Origin of the sequence: Streptomyces sp. NPDC018029 (assembly GCF_044327655.1) — a bacterium.
GTDB lineage: Bacteria > Actinomycetota > Actinomycetes > Streptomycetales > Streptomycetaceae > Streptomyces.
Map to the genome: position 1 here is coordinate 612,117 of NZ_JBIRFV010000002.1, position 14,571 is coordinate 626,687.

General features: G+C 73.3%; 12 protein-coding genes and 1 pseudogene. 7 read left to right on the top strand and 6 right to left on the bottom strand.

The features are described from left to right. Nucleotides 1–43: 43 nt before the first annotated feature. Nucleotides 44–1,189 (top strand): 3-oxoadipate enol-lactonase, encoded by a 1,146-nt coding sequence (gene pcaD / locus ACH4D5_RS06895; protein ID WP_398299368.1) that lies wholly within the window; start codon nucleotides 44–46, stop codon nucleotides 1,187–1,189. Nucleotides 1,190–1,341: 152 nt separating this feature from the next. Here the strand turns inward: pcaD and ACH4D5_RS06900 are convergent, their stop codons facing one another. Both ACH4D5_RS06900 and ACH4D5_RS06905 read right to left on the bottom strand, forming a co-directional pair. Then, nucleotides 1,342–2,271 (bottom strand): SDR family oxidoreductase, encoded by a 930-nt coding sequence (locus ACH4D5_RS06900; RefSeq protein WP_398299370.1) that lies wholly within the window; start codon nucleotides 2,269–2,271, stop codon nucleotides 1,342–1,344. A 45-nt stretch (nucleotides 2,272–2,316) separates the two neighbouring features. Next, complete coding sequence (locus tag ACH4D5_RS06905; protein ID WP_398299372.1) at nucleotides 2,317–3,081, bottom strand: SDR family oxidoreductase; 765 nt, start codon at nucleotides 3,079–3,081, stop codon at nucleotides 2,317–2,319. Nucleotides 3,082–3,149: 68 nt separating this feature from the next. Between ACH4D5_RS06905 and ACH4D5_RS06910 the strand changes: the two genes are divergently transcribed. Genes ACH4D5_RS06910 through ACH4D5_RS06925 form a run of 4 tightly spaced genes read left to right on the top strand, consistent with a single transcriptional unit; the run spans nucleotide 3,150 to nucleotide 6,716 of the window. Continuing rightward, complete coding sequence (locus ACH4D5_RS06910; RefSeq protein WP_398299374.1) at nucleotides 3,150–3,905, top strand: enoyl-CoA hydratase family protein; 756 nt, start codon at nucleotides 3,150–3,152, stop codon at nucleotides 3,903–3,905. Further along, nucleotides 3,902–4,819: a CoA transferase subunit A gene (locus ACH4D5_RS06915; protein WP_398299376.1), complete on the top strand. Its 918-nt coding sequence runs from the start codon at nucleotides 3,902–3,904 to the stop codon at nucleotides 4,817–4,819. Before ACH4D5_RS06910 ends, ACH4D5_RS06915 begins: the two co-directional genes overlap by 4 nt. Continuing rightward, the gene (locus tag ACH4D5_RS06920; RefSeq protein WP_398299378.1) at nucleotides 4,816–5,610 is read left to right on the top strand and encodes a CoA-transferase subunit beta; all 795 of its coding nucleotides are present in this window, start codon (nucleotides 4,816–4,818) and stop codon (nucleotides 5,608–5,610) included. Before ACH4D5_RS06915 ends, ACH4D5_RS06920 begins: the two co-directional genes overlap by 4 nt. A gap of 29 nt (nucleotides 5,611–5,639) precedes the next feature. After that, nucleotides 5,640–6,716 carry an NAD(P)H-dependent flavin oxidoreductase gene (locus ACH4D5_RS06925; RefSeq protein ID WP_398299985.1) on the top strand — a complete coding sequence of 359 codons (1,077 nt, stop codon included), beginning with the start codon at nucleotides 5,640–5,642 and terminating at the stop codon, nucleotides 6,714–6,716. On the opposite strand, the pseudogene ACH4D5_RS06930 reads toward ACH4D5_RS06925, so the two are convergent. The 4 genes and pseudogenes from ACH4D5_RS06930 to ACH4D5_RS06945 all read right to left on the bottom strand — a co-directional run bounded on the left by ACH4D5_RS06930 (nucleotide 6,696) and on the right by ACH4D5_RS06945 (nucleotide 12,155). After that, a pseudogene (locus tag ACH4D5_RS06930) lies at nucleotides 6,696–9,361 on the bottom strand (ATP-binding protein). The gene ACH4D5_RS06925 and the pseudogene ACH4D5_RS06930 sit on opposite strands and share 21 nt — an antisense overlap. 148 nt (nucleotides 9,362–9,509) lie before the next feature. Beyond that, a complete protein-coding gene (locus ACH4D5_RS06935) occupies nucleotides 9,510–10,667 on the bottom strand; it encodes an acetyl-CoA C-acetyltransferase (RefSeq protein ID WP_398299380.1) in 1,158 nt (385 codons plus the stop codon). 42 nt (nucleotides 10,668–10,709) lie between these two features. Further along, a complete protein-coding gene (locus tag ACH4D5_RS06940; protein ID WP_398299382.1) occupies nucleotides 10,710–11,357 on the bottom strand; it encodes a TetR/AcrR family transcriptional regulator in 648 nt (215 codons plus the stop codon). A 15-nt stretch (nucleotides 11,358–11,372) separates the two neighbouring features. After that, nucleotides 11,373–12,155, bottom strand: coding sequence for an SDR family oxidoreductase (locus ACH4D5_RS06945; protein WP_398299384.1), 783 nt, complete (start codon nucleotides 12,153–12,155; stop codon nucleotides 11,373–11,375). Nucleotides 12,156–12,264: 109 nt separating this feature from the next. On the opposite strand from ACH4D5_RS06945, the gene ACH4D5_RS06950 reads away from it, so the two are divergent. Both ACH4D5_RS06950 and ACH4D5_RS06955 read left to right on the top strand, forming a co-directional pair. Then, complete coding sequence (locus ACH4D5_RS06950) at nucleotides 12,265–13,464, top strand: acyl-CoA dehydrogenase family protein (protein ID WP_398299386.1); 1,200 nt, start codon at nucleotides 12,265–12,267, stop codon at nucleotides 13,462–13,464. Beyond that, nucleotides 13,464–14,450 (top strand): acyl-CoA dehydrogenase family protein, encoded by a 987-nt coding sequence (locus ACH4D5_RS06955; RefSeq protein WP_398299388.1) that lies wholly within the window; start codon nucleotides 13,464–13,466, stop codon nucleotides 14,448–14,450. The genes ACH4D5_RS06950 and ACH4D5_RS06955 overlap by 1 nt, the downstream gene beginning before the upstream one ends. Nucleotides 14,451–14,571: the final 121 nt, after the last annotated feature.

Below are 14,571 nucleotides of genomic sequence, written 5' to 3' on the forward strand. Positions count from 1 at the left end.
ACAAACCACCCGGCGACCTCACCGACCGTGACTTGGAGCGACGTTGACCGACGAACCGCGCGGCAGGCGCAAGCTGCCTCTGCCGCACCACACCGTCGAAGGGGCGGCGACCGCGCCGCCGCTCCTCCTCGGCCCGTCCCTCGGCACCTCCACCGCCCTGTGGGACGCCGTCGCACCCGAACTCTCCACCACCCACCGGGTCGTGCGCTGGGACCTGCCGGGCCACGGCAGGTCGCCCGCGGACCTGATCGGCCCCGGCGCGACGGTCGCCGACCTCGCCGGGCTCGTCCTCGCGCTCGCCGACTCGCTCGGCATCGACCGCTTCGCGTACGCCGGGGTCTCGCTCGGCGGCGCCGTGGGGCTCCAGCTCGCGGCCCGGCACCCCGACCGGGTGACCGGCCTCGCCGTGATCTGCTCGTCGGCGCACTTCGGCGGCGCGGCACCGTGGCGGGAGCGGGCCGCGCTGGCGCGCCGCGAGGGGCTTGCCGGGATCGCGGAGTCGGCGCCTGAGCGCTGGTTCACGCCGGGGTTCACGGTGCCCGCCCTCGTGGCGGACCTCAGGGCCGCCGACCCGGGTGCGTACGCGGCGTGCTGCGACGCCCTGGCCGCGTACGACATGCGGGACGCGCTGGCGTCGATCGTCGCGCCCACGCTGGTCGTCGCCGGGCGCGCGGACCCGGCGACTCCGCCCGCCCACGCGCGAGAGATCGCCGACGCCGTCCCCGGCGCCTCCCTGACGGAGCTCGCGAACGCCTCCCACCTGGCCCCGGCGGAGCGCCCCGACGCCGTGGCGGCGGCCCTGCGCGCCCACTTCACGGGCCCGCCGGCGAACGGCACGGCGGTACGGCGCGCCGTGCTCGGCGACGCGCACGTGGACCGCGCGCAGGCGCGCACGACACCTTTCACGGCGCGCTTCCAGGACTTCATCTCCCGTTACGCGTGGGGCGAGATCTGGACCGATCCCACGCTCGCACGCCGCGAGCGCAGCATGATCACCATGACCGCGCTGGTCGCCCACGGCCACCTCGACGAACTCGCGATGCACGTGCGCGCCGCCCGCGGAATCGGCCTGACGCCCGAGGAGATCGGCGCGGTCCTGCTGCAGACGGCGGTGTACTGCGGAGTTCCCGCAGCCAACGCGGCGTTCGCGGTCGCCGAACGGGTACTCGCCGAGGAAGCCGGGGCCTAGGACGCGACGAAGGGTGACGCGCGCCGACCGACGCCCCTGGGCCCCGCACCACGACTGCACCGGATCCCCCTTCGCCCCCCCGCGAAGCGCCACCGCGTCCGCCAACGCGAAGTCCGACGGAGGGTGGCTCCGTGGGGTCGGGGGGTGTGGGATCAGCGGGACCCGTACACCGGGCGGGGTGGCCTCGCGGCCCCGAGCAGCTTCAATGCCGTCTCGCCCGCCTCCGTCGGGGTCCAGCGGGCGCCTTTGTCGGCGGTGGGGCCGGGGTGCCAGCCCGCCATGACGGTGATGCGGCCCGCCTCGGTCTCGAAGACTCGGCCGGTGACCCCGGCGGAGGCGGGTGAGCCGAGCCAGACGACGAGAGGGGACACGTTCTCCGGGGCCATCGTGTCGAAGCCGCCGTCCTCGGGGGCGGCCATCGTCTCGGCGAAGGTCTGCTCGGTCATGCGGGTCCGGGCGGCAGGTGCGATGGCGTTCACGCGCACTCCGTAGGAGGCCAGTTCGGCGGCGGCGACCAGGGTGAGGCCGAGGATGCCCGCCTTCGCGGCGCTGTAGTTGCCCTGTCCGACGCTGCCCGAAAGACCCGCTCCGGAGCTGGTGTTGACCACGCACGCGTGCGGGGTGCGGCCGGCTTTCGCCTCGGCGCGCCAGTGGGCGCCCGCATGCTTCAGCGGGAGGAAGTGCCCCTTGAGATGTACGCGCATTACGGCGTCCCAGTCGTCCTCCTCGAGGTTGACCAGCATCCGGTCCCGTAGGAAGCCCGCGTTGTTGACGAGGGTGTCGAGGCGCCCGTACGCGTCGAGGGCGGTCCGCACCAGCGAGGCGGCGCCCTCGGACGTGGCGATGTCGCCGCCGTGCGCGACGGCCTCCCCGCCCGCCGCGCGGATCTCCTCGACGACGTCGTGGGCGGGCCCGCCGGAAGCCCCGGAACCGTCGGGCCCCACGCCGAGGTCGTTGACGACGACCCGGGCGCCCTCGGCCGCGTACGCGCGCGCGTGCGCCCTGCCGAGGCCGCGACCCGCACCCGTGACGATCACGACGCGGCCTTCGCAGATCCCGTCGGGCTTGGCAGTTGACGTCATGGCGGAACTCCTCGCTTTGTGCGGTCGGTTGACGGGCGCGCGCGTTCAGTGGTTGACGGACGCCGCGTCCAGGAACGCGGGCCGTTCGCCTCCGCCGTGCAGCCGGAGCGCGGCTCCGCTGATGTACCTGGCGCGGTCGGAGGCCAGGAAGACGCAGGCGTCGCCCACGTCGGAGGGGTCGGCGAGGCGGCCCAGCGGGACGGTGCGGGCGACCCGGGCGACGCCCTCGTCGTCTCCGTAGTGCAGGGCGGCGCTCTCGGTGCGGGCGAGGCCGAGGACGACCGTGTTGACGCGGACGGCCGGGGCCCACTCGACGGCCATGGTCCCCGCGAGGTTCTCCAGGCCCGCCTTCGCGGCGCCGTACGCACCGCTGCCGGGCGAGGGCCGGGTCCCGCTGACGCTGCCGATCATCGTGATGCTGCCGCCGGTCTCCTGACCGCGCATCACTTCGTACGCGGCGAGCGAGGCGTACAAGGGAGCGAGGAGATTCAGCTCGACGATCTTGGCCTGGCGGGCCGGTGCGGTCTCGAAGAGCAGTCCGAACGGTGTGCCGCCCGCGTTGTTCACCAGGGCGTCCACCGCCCCGTGGACCGCGGCGACCTCCGCGAAGAAGGCGGTGGCCGCCGCCGGGTCGCGCAGGTCGAGGGGCCTGAACTCGGCGGCGGCGCCCGCCGCTTCGACGGGCTCGTCCGGCGGCCTGCGGGCACAGATGACGACCCGGGCGCCGGCGGCGAGGAAGCTGCGGGCGATTCCGGCACCGACGCCGCGGGTGCCGCCGGTCACGACGACCACCTGTCGGGTGTCAGTCATCGCTGCTACCTTTCCAACTAACAAATGTTTGGTTGAGGCGTGTGGGTTGAAAGGTAGCGGATCGTCTGATGTCTGTCTCCACCTCCGCCCCGGACAAGGGCGTCACCGTCGTCACCGTCGACCACCCACCCGTCAACGCCCTGCCGGTACGCGGTTGGTACGACCTGGCGGACGCCGTGCGCGCCGCCGGCCGCGACCCCGAGACCCGCTGCGTCGTCCTGACCGCCGAGGGCCGGGGGTTCAACGCGGGCGTGGACATCAAGGAGATGCAGCGCGACCCCGGCCACACCGCGCTGATCGGCGCCAACCGCGGCTGCTATGAGGCGTTCTCCGCGGTGTACGAGTGCGAGGTGCCCGTCGTCGCGGCCGTGCACGGCTTCTGCCTGGGCGGCGGCATAGGCCTCGTGGGGAACGCGGACGCGATCGTGGCGAGCGAGGACGCCACCTTCGGCCTGCCCGAGCTGGACCGGGGCGCGCTCGGCGCGGCCACCCATCTGGCCCGCCTCGTCCCGCAGCACCTGATGCGCGCCCTGTACTACACCTCACGGACCGCGACGGCCGCCGAGCTGCACGCGCACGGCTCCGTGTGGCAGGTCGTGCCGCGCGCGGAATTGCGCGACGCCGCCCTGGAGTTGGCGCGGGAGATCGCCCGCAAGGACGGCACGCTGCTGCGCCTCGCCAAGGCCGCGATCAACGGAATCGACCCCGTGGACGTGCACCGCAGCTACCGCTTCGAGCAGGGCTTCACCTTCGAGGCGAACCTCAGCGGCCTGGCCGACCGCATCCGTGAGGAGTTCGGGACGCGAGAAGAGGGCGAGTCATGAGCGACGAGACCGACAGGACCGACAGCAGGACCGGCAAAAGGGCCGACAGCAGGACCGACAAGAGGATGACGCCCGAGGAGGTCGTGGGGCGGCTGGCCAGCGGCATGACGCTCGGCATCGGCGGCTGGGGCTCGCGCCGCAAGCCGATGGCGCTGGTCCGCGCACTGCTGCGGTCCGACGTCACGGACCTGACCGTCGTGTCGTACGGCGGCCCGGACATCGGCCTGCTCGCCGCGGCCGGCCGCATCCGCAAGCTCGTCACGGCCTTCACGACACTCGACTCGATCCCCCTGGAGCCGCACTTCCGCGCGGCACGCGAGCGTGCCGCCTTCGAACTCTCCGAGCTGGACGAGGCGATGTTCATGCAGGGCCTCACCGCGGGCGCCCAGCGGCTGCCGTTCCTGCCGATCCGCGCCGGGCTCGGCTCGGACGTCCTGCGGGTCAACCCCCACCTGCGGACCGTCACTTCGCCTTACGAGGACGGGGAGGAACTCGTCGCCGTGCCCGCCCTGCGGATGGACGCGGCCCTGGTCCACATGAACCGCGCCGACCGCTTCGGCAACGGCCAGTACCTCGGCCCCGACCCCTATTTCGACGACTTGTTCTGCGAGGCCTCCGACACCGCGTACGTCTCGTGCGAGCGGATCGTCGACTCCGCCGAGCTCACCGCGCACGCCGCGCCCCAGACGATGCTGGTCTCCCGCCACTCGGTGACGGGCGTGACCGAGACACCCCAGGGCGCGCACTTCACGTCCTGCGTCCCCGATTACGGCCGCGACGAGCCCTTCCAGAAGGCGTACGCCACCGCGGCGGCCGACCCCGAGGCCTGGCAGGCCTTCCGCGGCCGCTTCCTCACCGGAACCGAGCGGGACTACCAACTGGCCGTCCAGACCTGGCACAAGGAGCAGCGATGACACGGCCCCGACCGGGCACGCCGGAGGCGCCCGGGCACACCGCCACCCGCGCCGAGTACTGCGTGATCGCCTGCGCCGAGGCCTGGCGGGACGACGGCGAGATCCTCGCCTCCCCCATGGGCACGGTCCCTGCGGTCGCGGCCCGCCTCGCCAAGCTGACCTTCTCCCCCGACCTGCTGCTCACGGACGGCGAGGCCCTGCTCATCGGCGACGTCCCGGCCGTCGGCTCCGCGTCGGCGGTGGCCGAGGGCTGGCTGCCGTACCGCAGGCACCTGACCATGGTGATGGGCGGCCGGCGGCACGTGATGATGGGCGCGAGCCAGCTCGACCGCTTCGGCAACCAGAACATCTCGTGCATCGGCGCCTGGGAGCGCCCGAAACGGCAGCTCCTGGGCGTGCGCGGCGCGCCGGTCAACACGCTCAACAACCCGGTGAGTTACTGGATCCCGCGGCACTCGTCCCGGGTGTTCGTCGAGAAGGTCGACATGATCAGCGGGGTGGGGTACGACAGCGCGGCCGCCGCCGGGCCCTCCGCGACCCGCTTCCACGAGCTGCGCCGGGTCGTCTCCGACCTCGGCGTCTTCGACTTCGACACCCCGGATCACAGGATGCGCCTGGTGTCCCTGCATCCAGGTGTGACGCTGGAGGAGGTGCGCGAAGCCACCGGGTTCACCCTGGCCGTGCCGGACGACGACGTCCCGTACACCCGCGAGCCGACCGCCGAGGAGCTGCGGCTGATCCGTGACGTGGTGGACCCGGGCGGCCTGCGCGACCGCGAGGTGCGCCCGTGACACCGGAACCGCAGCTCGTGACACCCACACTGAGGACGCCCCTCACCGAACTGGTCGGCGTCCGGCACCCCATCGTCCAGACCGGTATGGGGTGGGTGGCGGGCCCCCGCCTGGTCTCCGCGACCGCGAACGCCGGGGCGCTCGGCATCCTGGCCTCCGCGACCATGACGGTCGAACAGCTCCGGGCGGCCGTCCGCGAGGTCAAGTCCCGTACGCCCGCGCCCTTCGGGGTGAACCTGCGGGCGGACGCGGGCGACGCGCGGGACCGGGTCCGCATCATCATCGACGAAGGGGTGCGGGTCGCGTCCTTCGCGCTGGCGCCGTCCAAGGAGCTGATCGCCGAGCTGAAGGACGCCGGCGTAGTAGTGATCCCCTCGATCGGCGCGCGACGGCACGCCGAGAAAGTCGCCGCCTGGGGCGCGGACGCGGTGCTCGTGCAGGGCGGCGAGGGCGGCGGGCACACCGGCGAGGTCGCCACCACTGTGCTGCTCCCGCAGGTCGTCGACGCGGTGGATCTTCCCGTGGTCGCGGCCGGCGGCTTCTACGACGGCCGCGGCCTGGTCGCCGCCCTCGCCTATGGAGCCGCGGGCGTCGCCATGGGCACCCGTTTCCTGCTCACCTCGGACTCGACGGTGCCGGACGCGGTCAAGGCCCGCTATCTGGCCGCCTCCGTCAAGGACGTCACGGTCACCACGCGCGTGGACGGGCTCCCCCACCGCATGCTGCGCACGGAGCTGGTGGCGGGCCTCGAGCGGTCCGGGCGCCTCGCCTCCCTCGCCCGCGCGGTGCGGCACGCGGCGGCGTTCCGGAAGGTGTCCGGCCTCGGCTGGACCCGGCTGGCCCGCGACGGCCTCGCGATGAAGCGCGGCAAGGACCTCACCTGGAGCCAGGTCCTCCTCGCCGCGAACACGCCCATGATGCTCAGATCGGCGATGGTGGACGGCCGTCCGGAGCTGGGCGTGATGGCTTCGGGCCAGGTGGCGGGGCTGATCGACGACCTGCCCTCGTGCGCGGAGCTGGTGGCACGGCTGATGCGGGAGGCTTACGAGGCCATGGACGCGTTGCCCGGTCGGTGCGGACCGGGGTCAGGCCCGCCCGGCGACTGAGGGCCGAGGACCCAGGTGGTCCAGGGCGCGGTCGGCGAGACCGTCCGCCCCGCAGGTCCGCGCCAGGGTCAGTCCGTGCTCCAGCTCCACCGCGGACCCCGCCGCGATTCCGTACTCGACGCGGGCGACCGCGTGTTCGTACGCGCAGGGCGAAGCCTCCAGATAGGTGACGGCCTGGCGGTACAGCGCCACCGAGCGCGGGCCGCTCTCCAGGGCCGCCGCACACCGCAGCGCCTCACCGATCGCGGTGTCCGTGCCGAACCGCTCGGCCTGCATCCGGGCGTCCGAGACGAGGTGCGCCGCCCGCTTGGGGTCGTCGTCGGCCAGGGCGCGAGCGAGGTCGTACGCCCAGGGGGCGAGGACGGTGTTGTACTGGCCGCGGGCCGTCAGCGCCTTCGCCGTGGCCTCCAGTTCGTTGAGCCCCTCCTCCGTGCGCCCGAGGGCGAGCAGCAGCCGTCCGCGTACGGACGGCGCGTCGGGGACGTAGATCGTGGAGGCGGAGGGCGGTGCGAAGCCGTACCGGTCGGCGACCTCACCGGCCTCGTCGATGTGTCCGCGCGCCAGGAGCGTGTCGATGAGCATGCTGGCCGCCTCCCAGTGCATGGGCAGGCCCTGGCCGACGCGGTCGGCAAGACGCAGGCTCTCGCGCAGCGAACGCTCGGCGTCCGTCAGCCGTCCGCGCCTGCGGTACACGTACCCGAGGAAGGCGTGGGCGAGCGCGAGGTGTCCGCCGCTCCAGCCCGCGGTCTCGTAGGCGCGCACGGCCTCGGTGAACAGGCTCTCCGCGCGGTCGAGGCGGTCCGAGAAGGCGTACGACCCGCCGAGCATCAGGCGGAGCTCGAAGCTCCACTCCGTGTCGGTCCAGCCGAGTCCGGGCGCGAGGCGGCCGTTGACGAGGGCGCGGTCGCAGAGCTCGACGACCAGATCCGCGCTCTCGCCGCGGGTCATGGCGTCGAAGGCGCGCAGGATCAGCAGGGCGCGCTCGGAGTTGTCGCGGCCGGTGAGGGGTCCGGCGAGAGCGGCGAGCCGTCGCGAGCGTCCCGGCGAGTCCTGCTCGCCCGCGTGGATGCCCTCCCACATGTACTGCACGGCTTGCAGGCGCAGCCTCGCGGGCCCCTGTTCGAGCCTGCCCGCCTCCTCGGCGATGGCCCGCAGGCCTTCCTCCAGCTGGTCGTTGTGGACGAAGGCCTGGGAGAGACGGCAGACCGCGTCTACGCGCAGCTCCCGGTCGAGGCCGCGCATCGAGAGGGCTTCGCGCAGATGGCGGACGGTGGTGGCGGGCGAGGTGAGCATGGTGGCGCAGCCGAGTTCGTAGAGCACGCGCGCGTGGATCTCGGGCAGGGGCGGCTCGCGCAGGGCCCGCTCCAGGCAGCGGCGGGCCGCGTCGGGCGCGCCGACGGCGAGGTGTTCCGCGGCGGCCTCGCGCAGCTGCTCGACGAGCTCGGGGTCGTCGTCCGGGTGGACTTCCAGGAGGTGCCGGGAGGCGGCGGCCGCGCCGCGGCCGGAAAGGGTGACGATGGAGGCGGCCTGGCCGTGCATCGCGGTGCGGGTGGCCGCCGGGATGGAGCGGTAGACCGTGCTGGCGATCAGGGGGTGGACGAACTCCAGGCCGTCGTCGCCTTCGGTGAGGATGCGCGCGGCGCACAGCCGCTCCGCGCAGCGTTCGGCGTTGTCGGGCAGCATTCCGGCGAGCTGGGCGGCCAGGTCGAGGGAGATGGCGCTGCCGAGGATGGCGGCGGCCCAGGCGAAGCGGGTGGCGTCGGTGCCGAGTCCTTCGAGGCGGGCGACGAGACCGCGGCCGCGGGCGCTGCGGTTGAGGGCGCGCAGTTCGTCGGCGGAGCTCTCCACCGGTTCCAGTTCGCTGTCCTGCACCTTGGCGAGGAGTTCGACGGATTCGTACGGATTGCCGCCGGTGACCGCCCAGACCTCGCGGCAGAACGGGGCGTCGGCGTGCTCGCCGAGCGTCGCGCGGGTCAGGCCGGCCGCGGCGTCCGGCGTGAGGGCGCGCAGTGTGCTGAAGGAGCGGGCCTCGGCGGCGACCGTCGCCAGGTGGCGGGCGCTGTCGCCGGTGGCCTCGCCGGGCCTGCGGGCGACCACGACGAGTACGGGCAGTTCGTCCAGGCGCTGGGCGAACGTGGCCAGCCAGTGCAGGGTTTCCTGGTCGGCCCAGTGCGCGTCGTCGATGAGGAGGACGAGCGGCCAGTGCAGTCGGGAGAGCCGGGAGACCGCTTCCACGAGGCCGTCGCAGACGCCCTGCGGGTCGGCCTGGGGTCCGCCGGGCTCGGTTATGCCGAGGGCGGGGCCCGCGATGTCGCGTAGCAGTCGCCGAAGTACTCGCGGGCCTCGTCGGGGGTGAGCTGGACGAGCGCGGGCTGCAGCAGTTGCCGTACGACGTTGAAGGGGACGGAGGTGACCGTCTCGCCGCCGCGGGCGGACCAGACCGTGGCGCGGCCCTCGGCCATGCGGCGCACTTCGGCGAGGAGCGCGGTCTTGCCGATGCCGGCCTCTCCGCAGAAGGCGAGCAGGGTTCCCGTGGTCGTCGCGTCGGCGCAGAGCTCCTCGACGGCCCGGGCCACCGCGGCGAGTTCGGCGTCGCGCTCCCACAGCGGGGCCCAGGCGGCTCCTCCGGGCCGTGCCTGCGTCATCGCGCTACCTCCCGGGGTCGCTCAATCGACGTACAGAAGTCGAGACTAGCCGGGTCGGGGCCGCTGTGGAGCGCGGTCGGGGCAGGTACTCCCGCAAGGGGTGAGGAAGAGGGCGTCTCGGGGACGGCCGGTGTACACCGGCGGGCCGTCAGAGGCGTTCGATGATGGTCACGTTGGCCTGGCCGCCGCCCTCGCACATCGTCTGGAGGCCGAATCGGCCGCCGGTGCGCTCCAGTTCGTGCAGGAGGGTCGTCATGAGCTTGGCGCCGGTCGCGCCGAGGGGGTGGCCGAGTGCGATCGCGCCGCCGTTCACGTTGACCTTCTCGGGGTCGGCGCCGGTCTCCTTCAGCCAGGCGAGGACGACGGGCGCGAACGCTTCGTTGATCTCGACGAGGTCGATGTCGTCGATGCCCATGCCGGTCTTCTTGAGGGCGTGCGCGGTGGCGGGGATGGGTGCGGAGAGCATCCGGATGGGGTCCTCGCCGCGCACGGAGAGGTGGTGGACGCGGGCGCGGGGCGTCAATCCGTGTTCCCTTACGGCGCGTTCGCTCGCGATGAGCAGGGCGGCGGCGCCGTCGGACACCTGTGAGGAGCAGGCGGCGGTGATCGTGCCGCCGTCGAGGACGGGCTTGAGGGCGGCCATCTTCTCCAGGGTCGTGTCGCGGCGCGGGCCCTCATCGGTGGTGACTTCTCCGTGGGCGACGAGTTCGCGGTCGAAGCGGCCCTCGTCGATGGCGCGGACCGCCCGCCGGTGCGAGCGGAGCGCGAACTCCTCCATGTCGCGGCGGGATATGCCCCACTTCTCGGCGATCAGCTGGGCGCCGTGGAACTGGTTCACCGGCCGGTTCCCGTAGCGGGCGCGCCAGCCTTCGCTGCCCGCGTACGGGCCTTCGGTGAGGCCGAGGGGTTCGGCGGCCTGCCGGGAGGCGAAGGCGATGGGGATCATCGACATGTTCTGTGTGCCGCCGGCTACGACGAGGTCCTGGGTGCCGGACAGGACGCCCTGGGCCGCGAAGTGCACGGCCTGCTGGGACGATCCGCACTGCCGGTCGATCGTCACGCCGGGCACCTCTTCGGGGAGCCCGGCCGCCAGCCAGCTGGTGCGGGCGATGTCGCCGGCCTGCGGCCCGACCGTGTCCAGGCAGCCGAAGACGACGTCCTCGACGGCGGCGGGGTCGATGCCGGTGCGCTCGACGAGCGCCTTGAGGACGTGGGCGCCCAGGTCGGCGGGGTGGACCCGGGAGAGTCCTCCCTTGCGCCTGCCGACGGGGGTGCGGACCGCTTCGACGATGTAGGCCTCGGCCATGAGTACTCCTCGGTCGGGGGGCGCCGTGCGTCGACGCTCCGCTCACGTACGTACGGAGATGCCGTCCAGGACCATCGACAGGTACTGGCGGGCGATCTCCTCGGGGCTGTGGCCGCCGCCGGGGCGGTACCAGGACGCGGCGACCCAGACGGTGTCGCGCACGAAGCGGTAGGCGAGCCGGACGTCCAGGTCGGCGCGGAAGACGCCTTCCGCGACGCCTCGCTCCAGTGTCGTCAGCCAGGCCTTCTCGAAGCGCTGCTGCGAGTCCGACAGGTACTGGAAGCGCTCCTGGGCGACCAGGTGCCTGGCCTCCTTCTGGTAGATGGCGACGGCGGCGCGGTGCCGGTCGATCTCCCGGAAGGACTCGGTGACGAGGGCTTCGAGCGTCGCGCGGGGGTCGAGCTGGGCCTGGAGGACGGTGTCGTACCCGTCCCACAGCTCGGTGAGGAAGGTGCGGAGGATCTCTTCGAGCATCGACTCCTTGGAGTCGAAGTGGTAGTAGAGGCTGCCGGCGAGCATGCCCGCGGAGTCGGCGATCTTGCGGACCGTGGTCGCGTTGTACCCCTGCTCGGCGAAGACGTCGGCGGCGATGCCGAGGAGTTCGCGGCGGCGCTCGGGCGAGGGGCTCACCTGGGGCTTCTTCTTGCCGGTGGCCGGCTGGTCACTGGTGCTCTGCTTCTGTTTCGACACACGGTCATTCTCCGCCTAGGCGTGCTGGCTGCTGACCGAGACCGTCTCCCCCGTCATGTACGAGGAGTAGCCGCCGGCCAGGAACACGATGACGTTGGCTATCTCCCAGGGCTCCGCGTGCCGTCCGAACGCCTCGCGTGCGGTGAGCTCTTCGAGGAGGCCGGGCGAGGTGACCTTCGCGAGGTGGGGGTGCAGGGCGAGGCTCGGCGCGACCGCGTTGACCCGGATGCCGTGGGGGGCGGCTTCGAGGGCGGCGCACCGGGTGAGGGCCATGACGCCCGCCTTCGCCGCGGCGTAGTGCGCCTGTCCTGCCTGGGCGCGCCAGCCGAGCACGGAGGCGTTGTTCACGAGCACGCCGCCCCGGCCGGCGGCCCGCAGGCGGCGCAGGGCGGCCCGGGTGGAGCGGAAGGTGCCGGTCAGCGTGACGTCGATGACTTTGTCCCACTGCTCGTCGGTCATCTCCGTGAGCTCCGCGGTGCCACCGAGTCCGGCGTTGTTCACGACGATGTCGAGGTGGTCGTGGCGCCGCTCGGCCAGGTCGAACAGCGCCTGGATCTGCCCTTCGTCGGTGACGTCGCACGGAATGCCGTCGACCCGGTCGGCGCCGAACTCCTCGGCGAGCGACGTGACCGTCTCCTTGGTGCGGCGTGGGTGGGCGTCTCCTATGACGATGCGCGCGCCCTCCTCCAGGAAGCGGCGTGCGGTGGCGCCGCCGATGCCGGCTCCGGCGGCTGCCGTGATCACGGCGGTGCGGCCCGCGAGCAGGTCGTGCGCTGGCATATAGGCGGGTGCGTCCATGGGCGGCGGCCCCCCGATTCCGGATTCAGGCTCTCGACGGTCGGACTGCTCCTAGGCTAATCTACCAAACACTTGTTAGGGAAGAGTGAATCGAAGAGGTGGGCCACTGATGGACCTCGACTTCACCGCCGCGGAAGAGGAGTTCAGGCAGCGGGCCCGTGACTGGCTCGCCGCGCACGTGCCGGCCGCACCCCTGCCCTCACTGGAGACCGAGGAGGGTTTCGCGGCCCACCGGGAGTGGGAGCGCACGCTCGCCGCCGACCGCTGGTCGGTGGTGTCCTGGCCCGAGGAGTACGGCGGACAGGGCGTCGACATCGTCAAGTGGCTGGTGTTCGAGGAGGAGTACTACGCGGCGGGCGCGCCCGGCCGCGTCTCACAGAACGGCATCAGTCTCCTCGCGCCCACCCTCTTCGACTTCGGCACCGAGGAGCAGCGCGCGCGGGTGCTGCCTCCCATGGCGGCCGGCGAGGTGATCTGGGCGCAGGCCTGGTCGGAGCCGGAGGCGGGCTCCGACCTTGCGTCGCTGCGCTCCACCGCCCGCCGCACGGAGGGCGGTTGGCTGATCAGCGGGCAGAAGACGTGGTCGTCACGGGCCGCGTTCGCCGACCGGGCGTTCGGCCTGTTCCGCAGCGGGCCGTCCGAGGGCCGCGGAGGGGGCCCGGAGCGCGAAGGGCGCGCGGACAAGCCGCACCGGGGCCTGACGTATCTGATGTTCCCGCTCGACGCGGACGGGGTGACGGTCCGTCCCGTCGGGCGCCTGGACGGCAAGCCCGCCTTCGCCGAGCTCTTCCTGGACGACGTCTTCGTACCGGACGAGGACGTGATCGGCGAGCCGGGCCAGGGCTGGCGGATCGCCATGTCCGCCACGGGCGACGAGCGCGGCCTGACGCTGCGCTCCCCCGGCCGCTTCCTCGCCGCCGCGGACCGGCTGGTGCGGCAGTGGCGGGAGCGCGCGGACCCGGCCGACACGGCGCTGCGCGACCGGGTCGCCGACGCCGTCATCGGGGCGCGCGCCTACGCGTTGTTCACCTGGGCCAACGCCTCGCGGTGCGCGGCCGGGGAGACGATCGGCGCCGAGTCCAGTCTCAACAAGGTCTTCTGGTCGGAGTACGACATCGCGCTGCACGAGACGGCGCTCGACCTGCTCGGCCCGGACGGGGAACTGACCGACGGCGTCCCACCGGACGGTTCCGCCTGGGCCGAGGGGTACGTCTTCGCCCTCGCGGGACCCATCTACGCCGGGACGAACGAGATCCAGCGCGACATCATCGCCGAGCGCCTGCTCGGTCTGCCGAAGGGACGCCGCTGATGAGGTTCCTCCTCGACGACGCGCAGCGGGAGTTCGCCCGCTCCCTGGACGCGATGCTGACGGCGGCCGACACGGTGGCGGCCACGCGCGCGTGGGGGCTCGGCGACCCCGCGCGGGGGCGGGCGGTGTGGGCGCGGCTCGCGGATGCGGGGGTCTTCGCGCTGCCGGTGCCCGGGGAGTACGAGGGTGTGGGGCCGCTGTCCGTCGAGACGGCCGTCGCGTTCGTGGAGCTGGGGCGGCACGCCGTGCCGGGGCCGGCCGTCGAGACGGTGGTGGCGGCCGTGCTCCTTGCGCAGCTCGCCGAGGAGGGTGAGCGGGAACCGGCCAAACGATTCCTGCCCTCCCTGGCCTCGGGGGCGGCGAGCGCGACGCTGACGCTGCCGGACGGCGGCCCGCTCGCCCTGGACGCCGACGCGGCGGACCTGATTCTCGCCGTGACGGACGGCGACCTGCGGCTGGCGCCCGGGCACGCGCGCGTGCGCCGCTCCCTGGACCCCGCCCGGCGCCTCGCCGCGCCGCTGCCCGGCGGGGAGCTGCTCGCCTCGGGGCCCGCCGTGGCCGCGGCGGCGCGACGGGCGGGCGACTGGGCGGCGCTCGCCACGGCGGCGCAGTCCCTCGGCGTCGGCCTCGCGCTGCTCGACAGGACCGTCGCGTACGTGAAGCAGCGCACCCAGTTCGGGGCGCCGATCGGGACGTTCCAGGCCGTCAAGCACCGGCTCGCGGACGTGCTGGTCCGGCTGGAGTTCGCGCGGCCGCTGGTGTTCGGCGCGGCGACGACCATGGCGCGGGCCGATGTCGCCGCCGCCAAGGTGACGGCGGGCGAGGCCGCGTACGGCGCGGCCCGTGCCGCGCTCCAGCTGCACGGGGCGATCGGGTACACGGCGGAGTTCGACTTGTCCCTGTGGCTCACGAAGGCGCGGGCGCTGCGGAGCGCCTGGGGGGATCCGGGGGTGTGGCGGGGACGGGTCCTCGACGCCCGGGAGTGACCCGGAAGAGGGGGAGCCTGCGGCTGCACCGCGTGCCGCTTTCCGGGAAGACGAGCCGTCCGCGGCCCCCGGGATGCGATGATCAAGCACATTGGTGAGCCGACCGAGAAGGGGGCCCCAC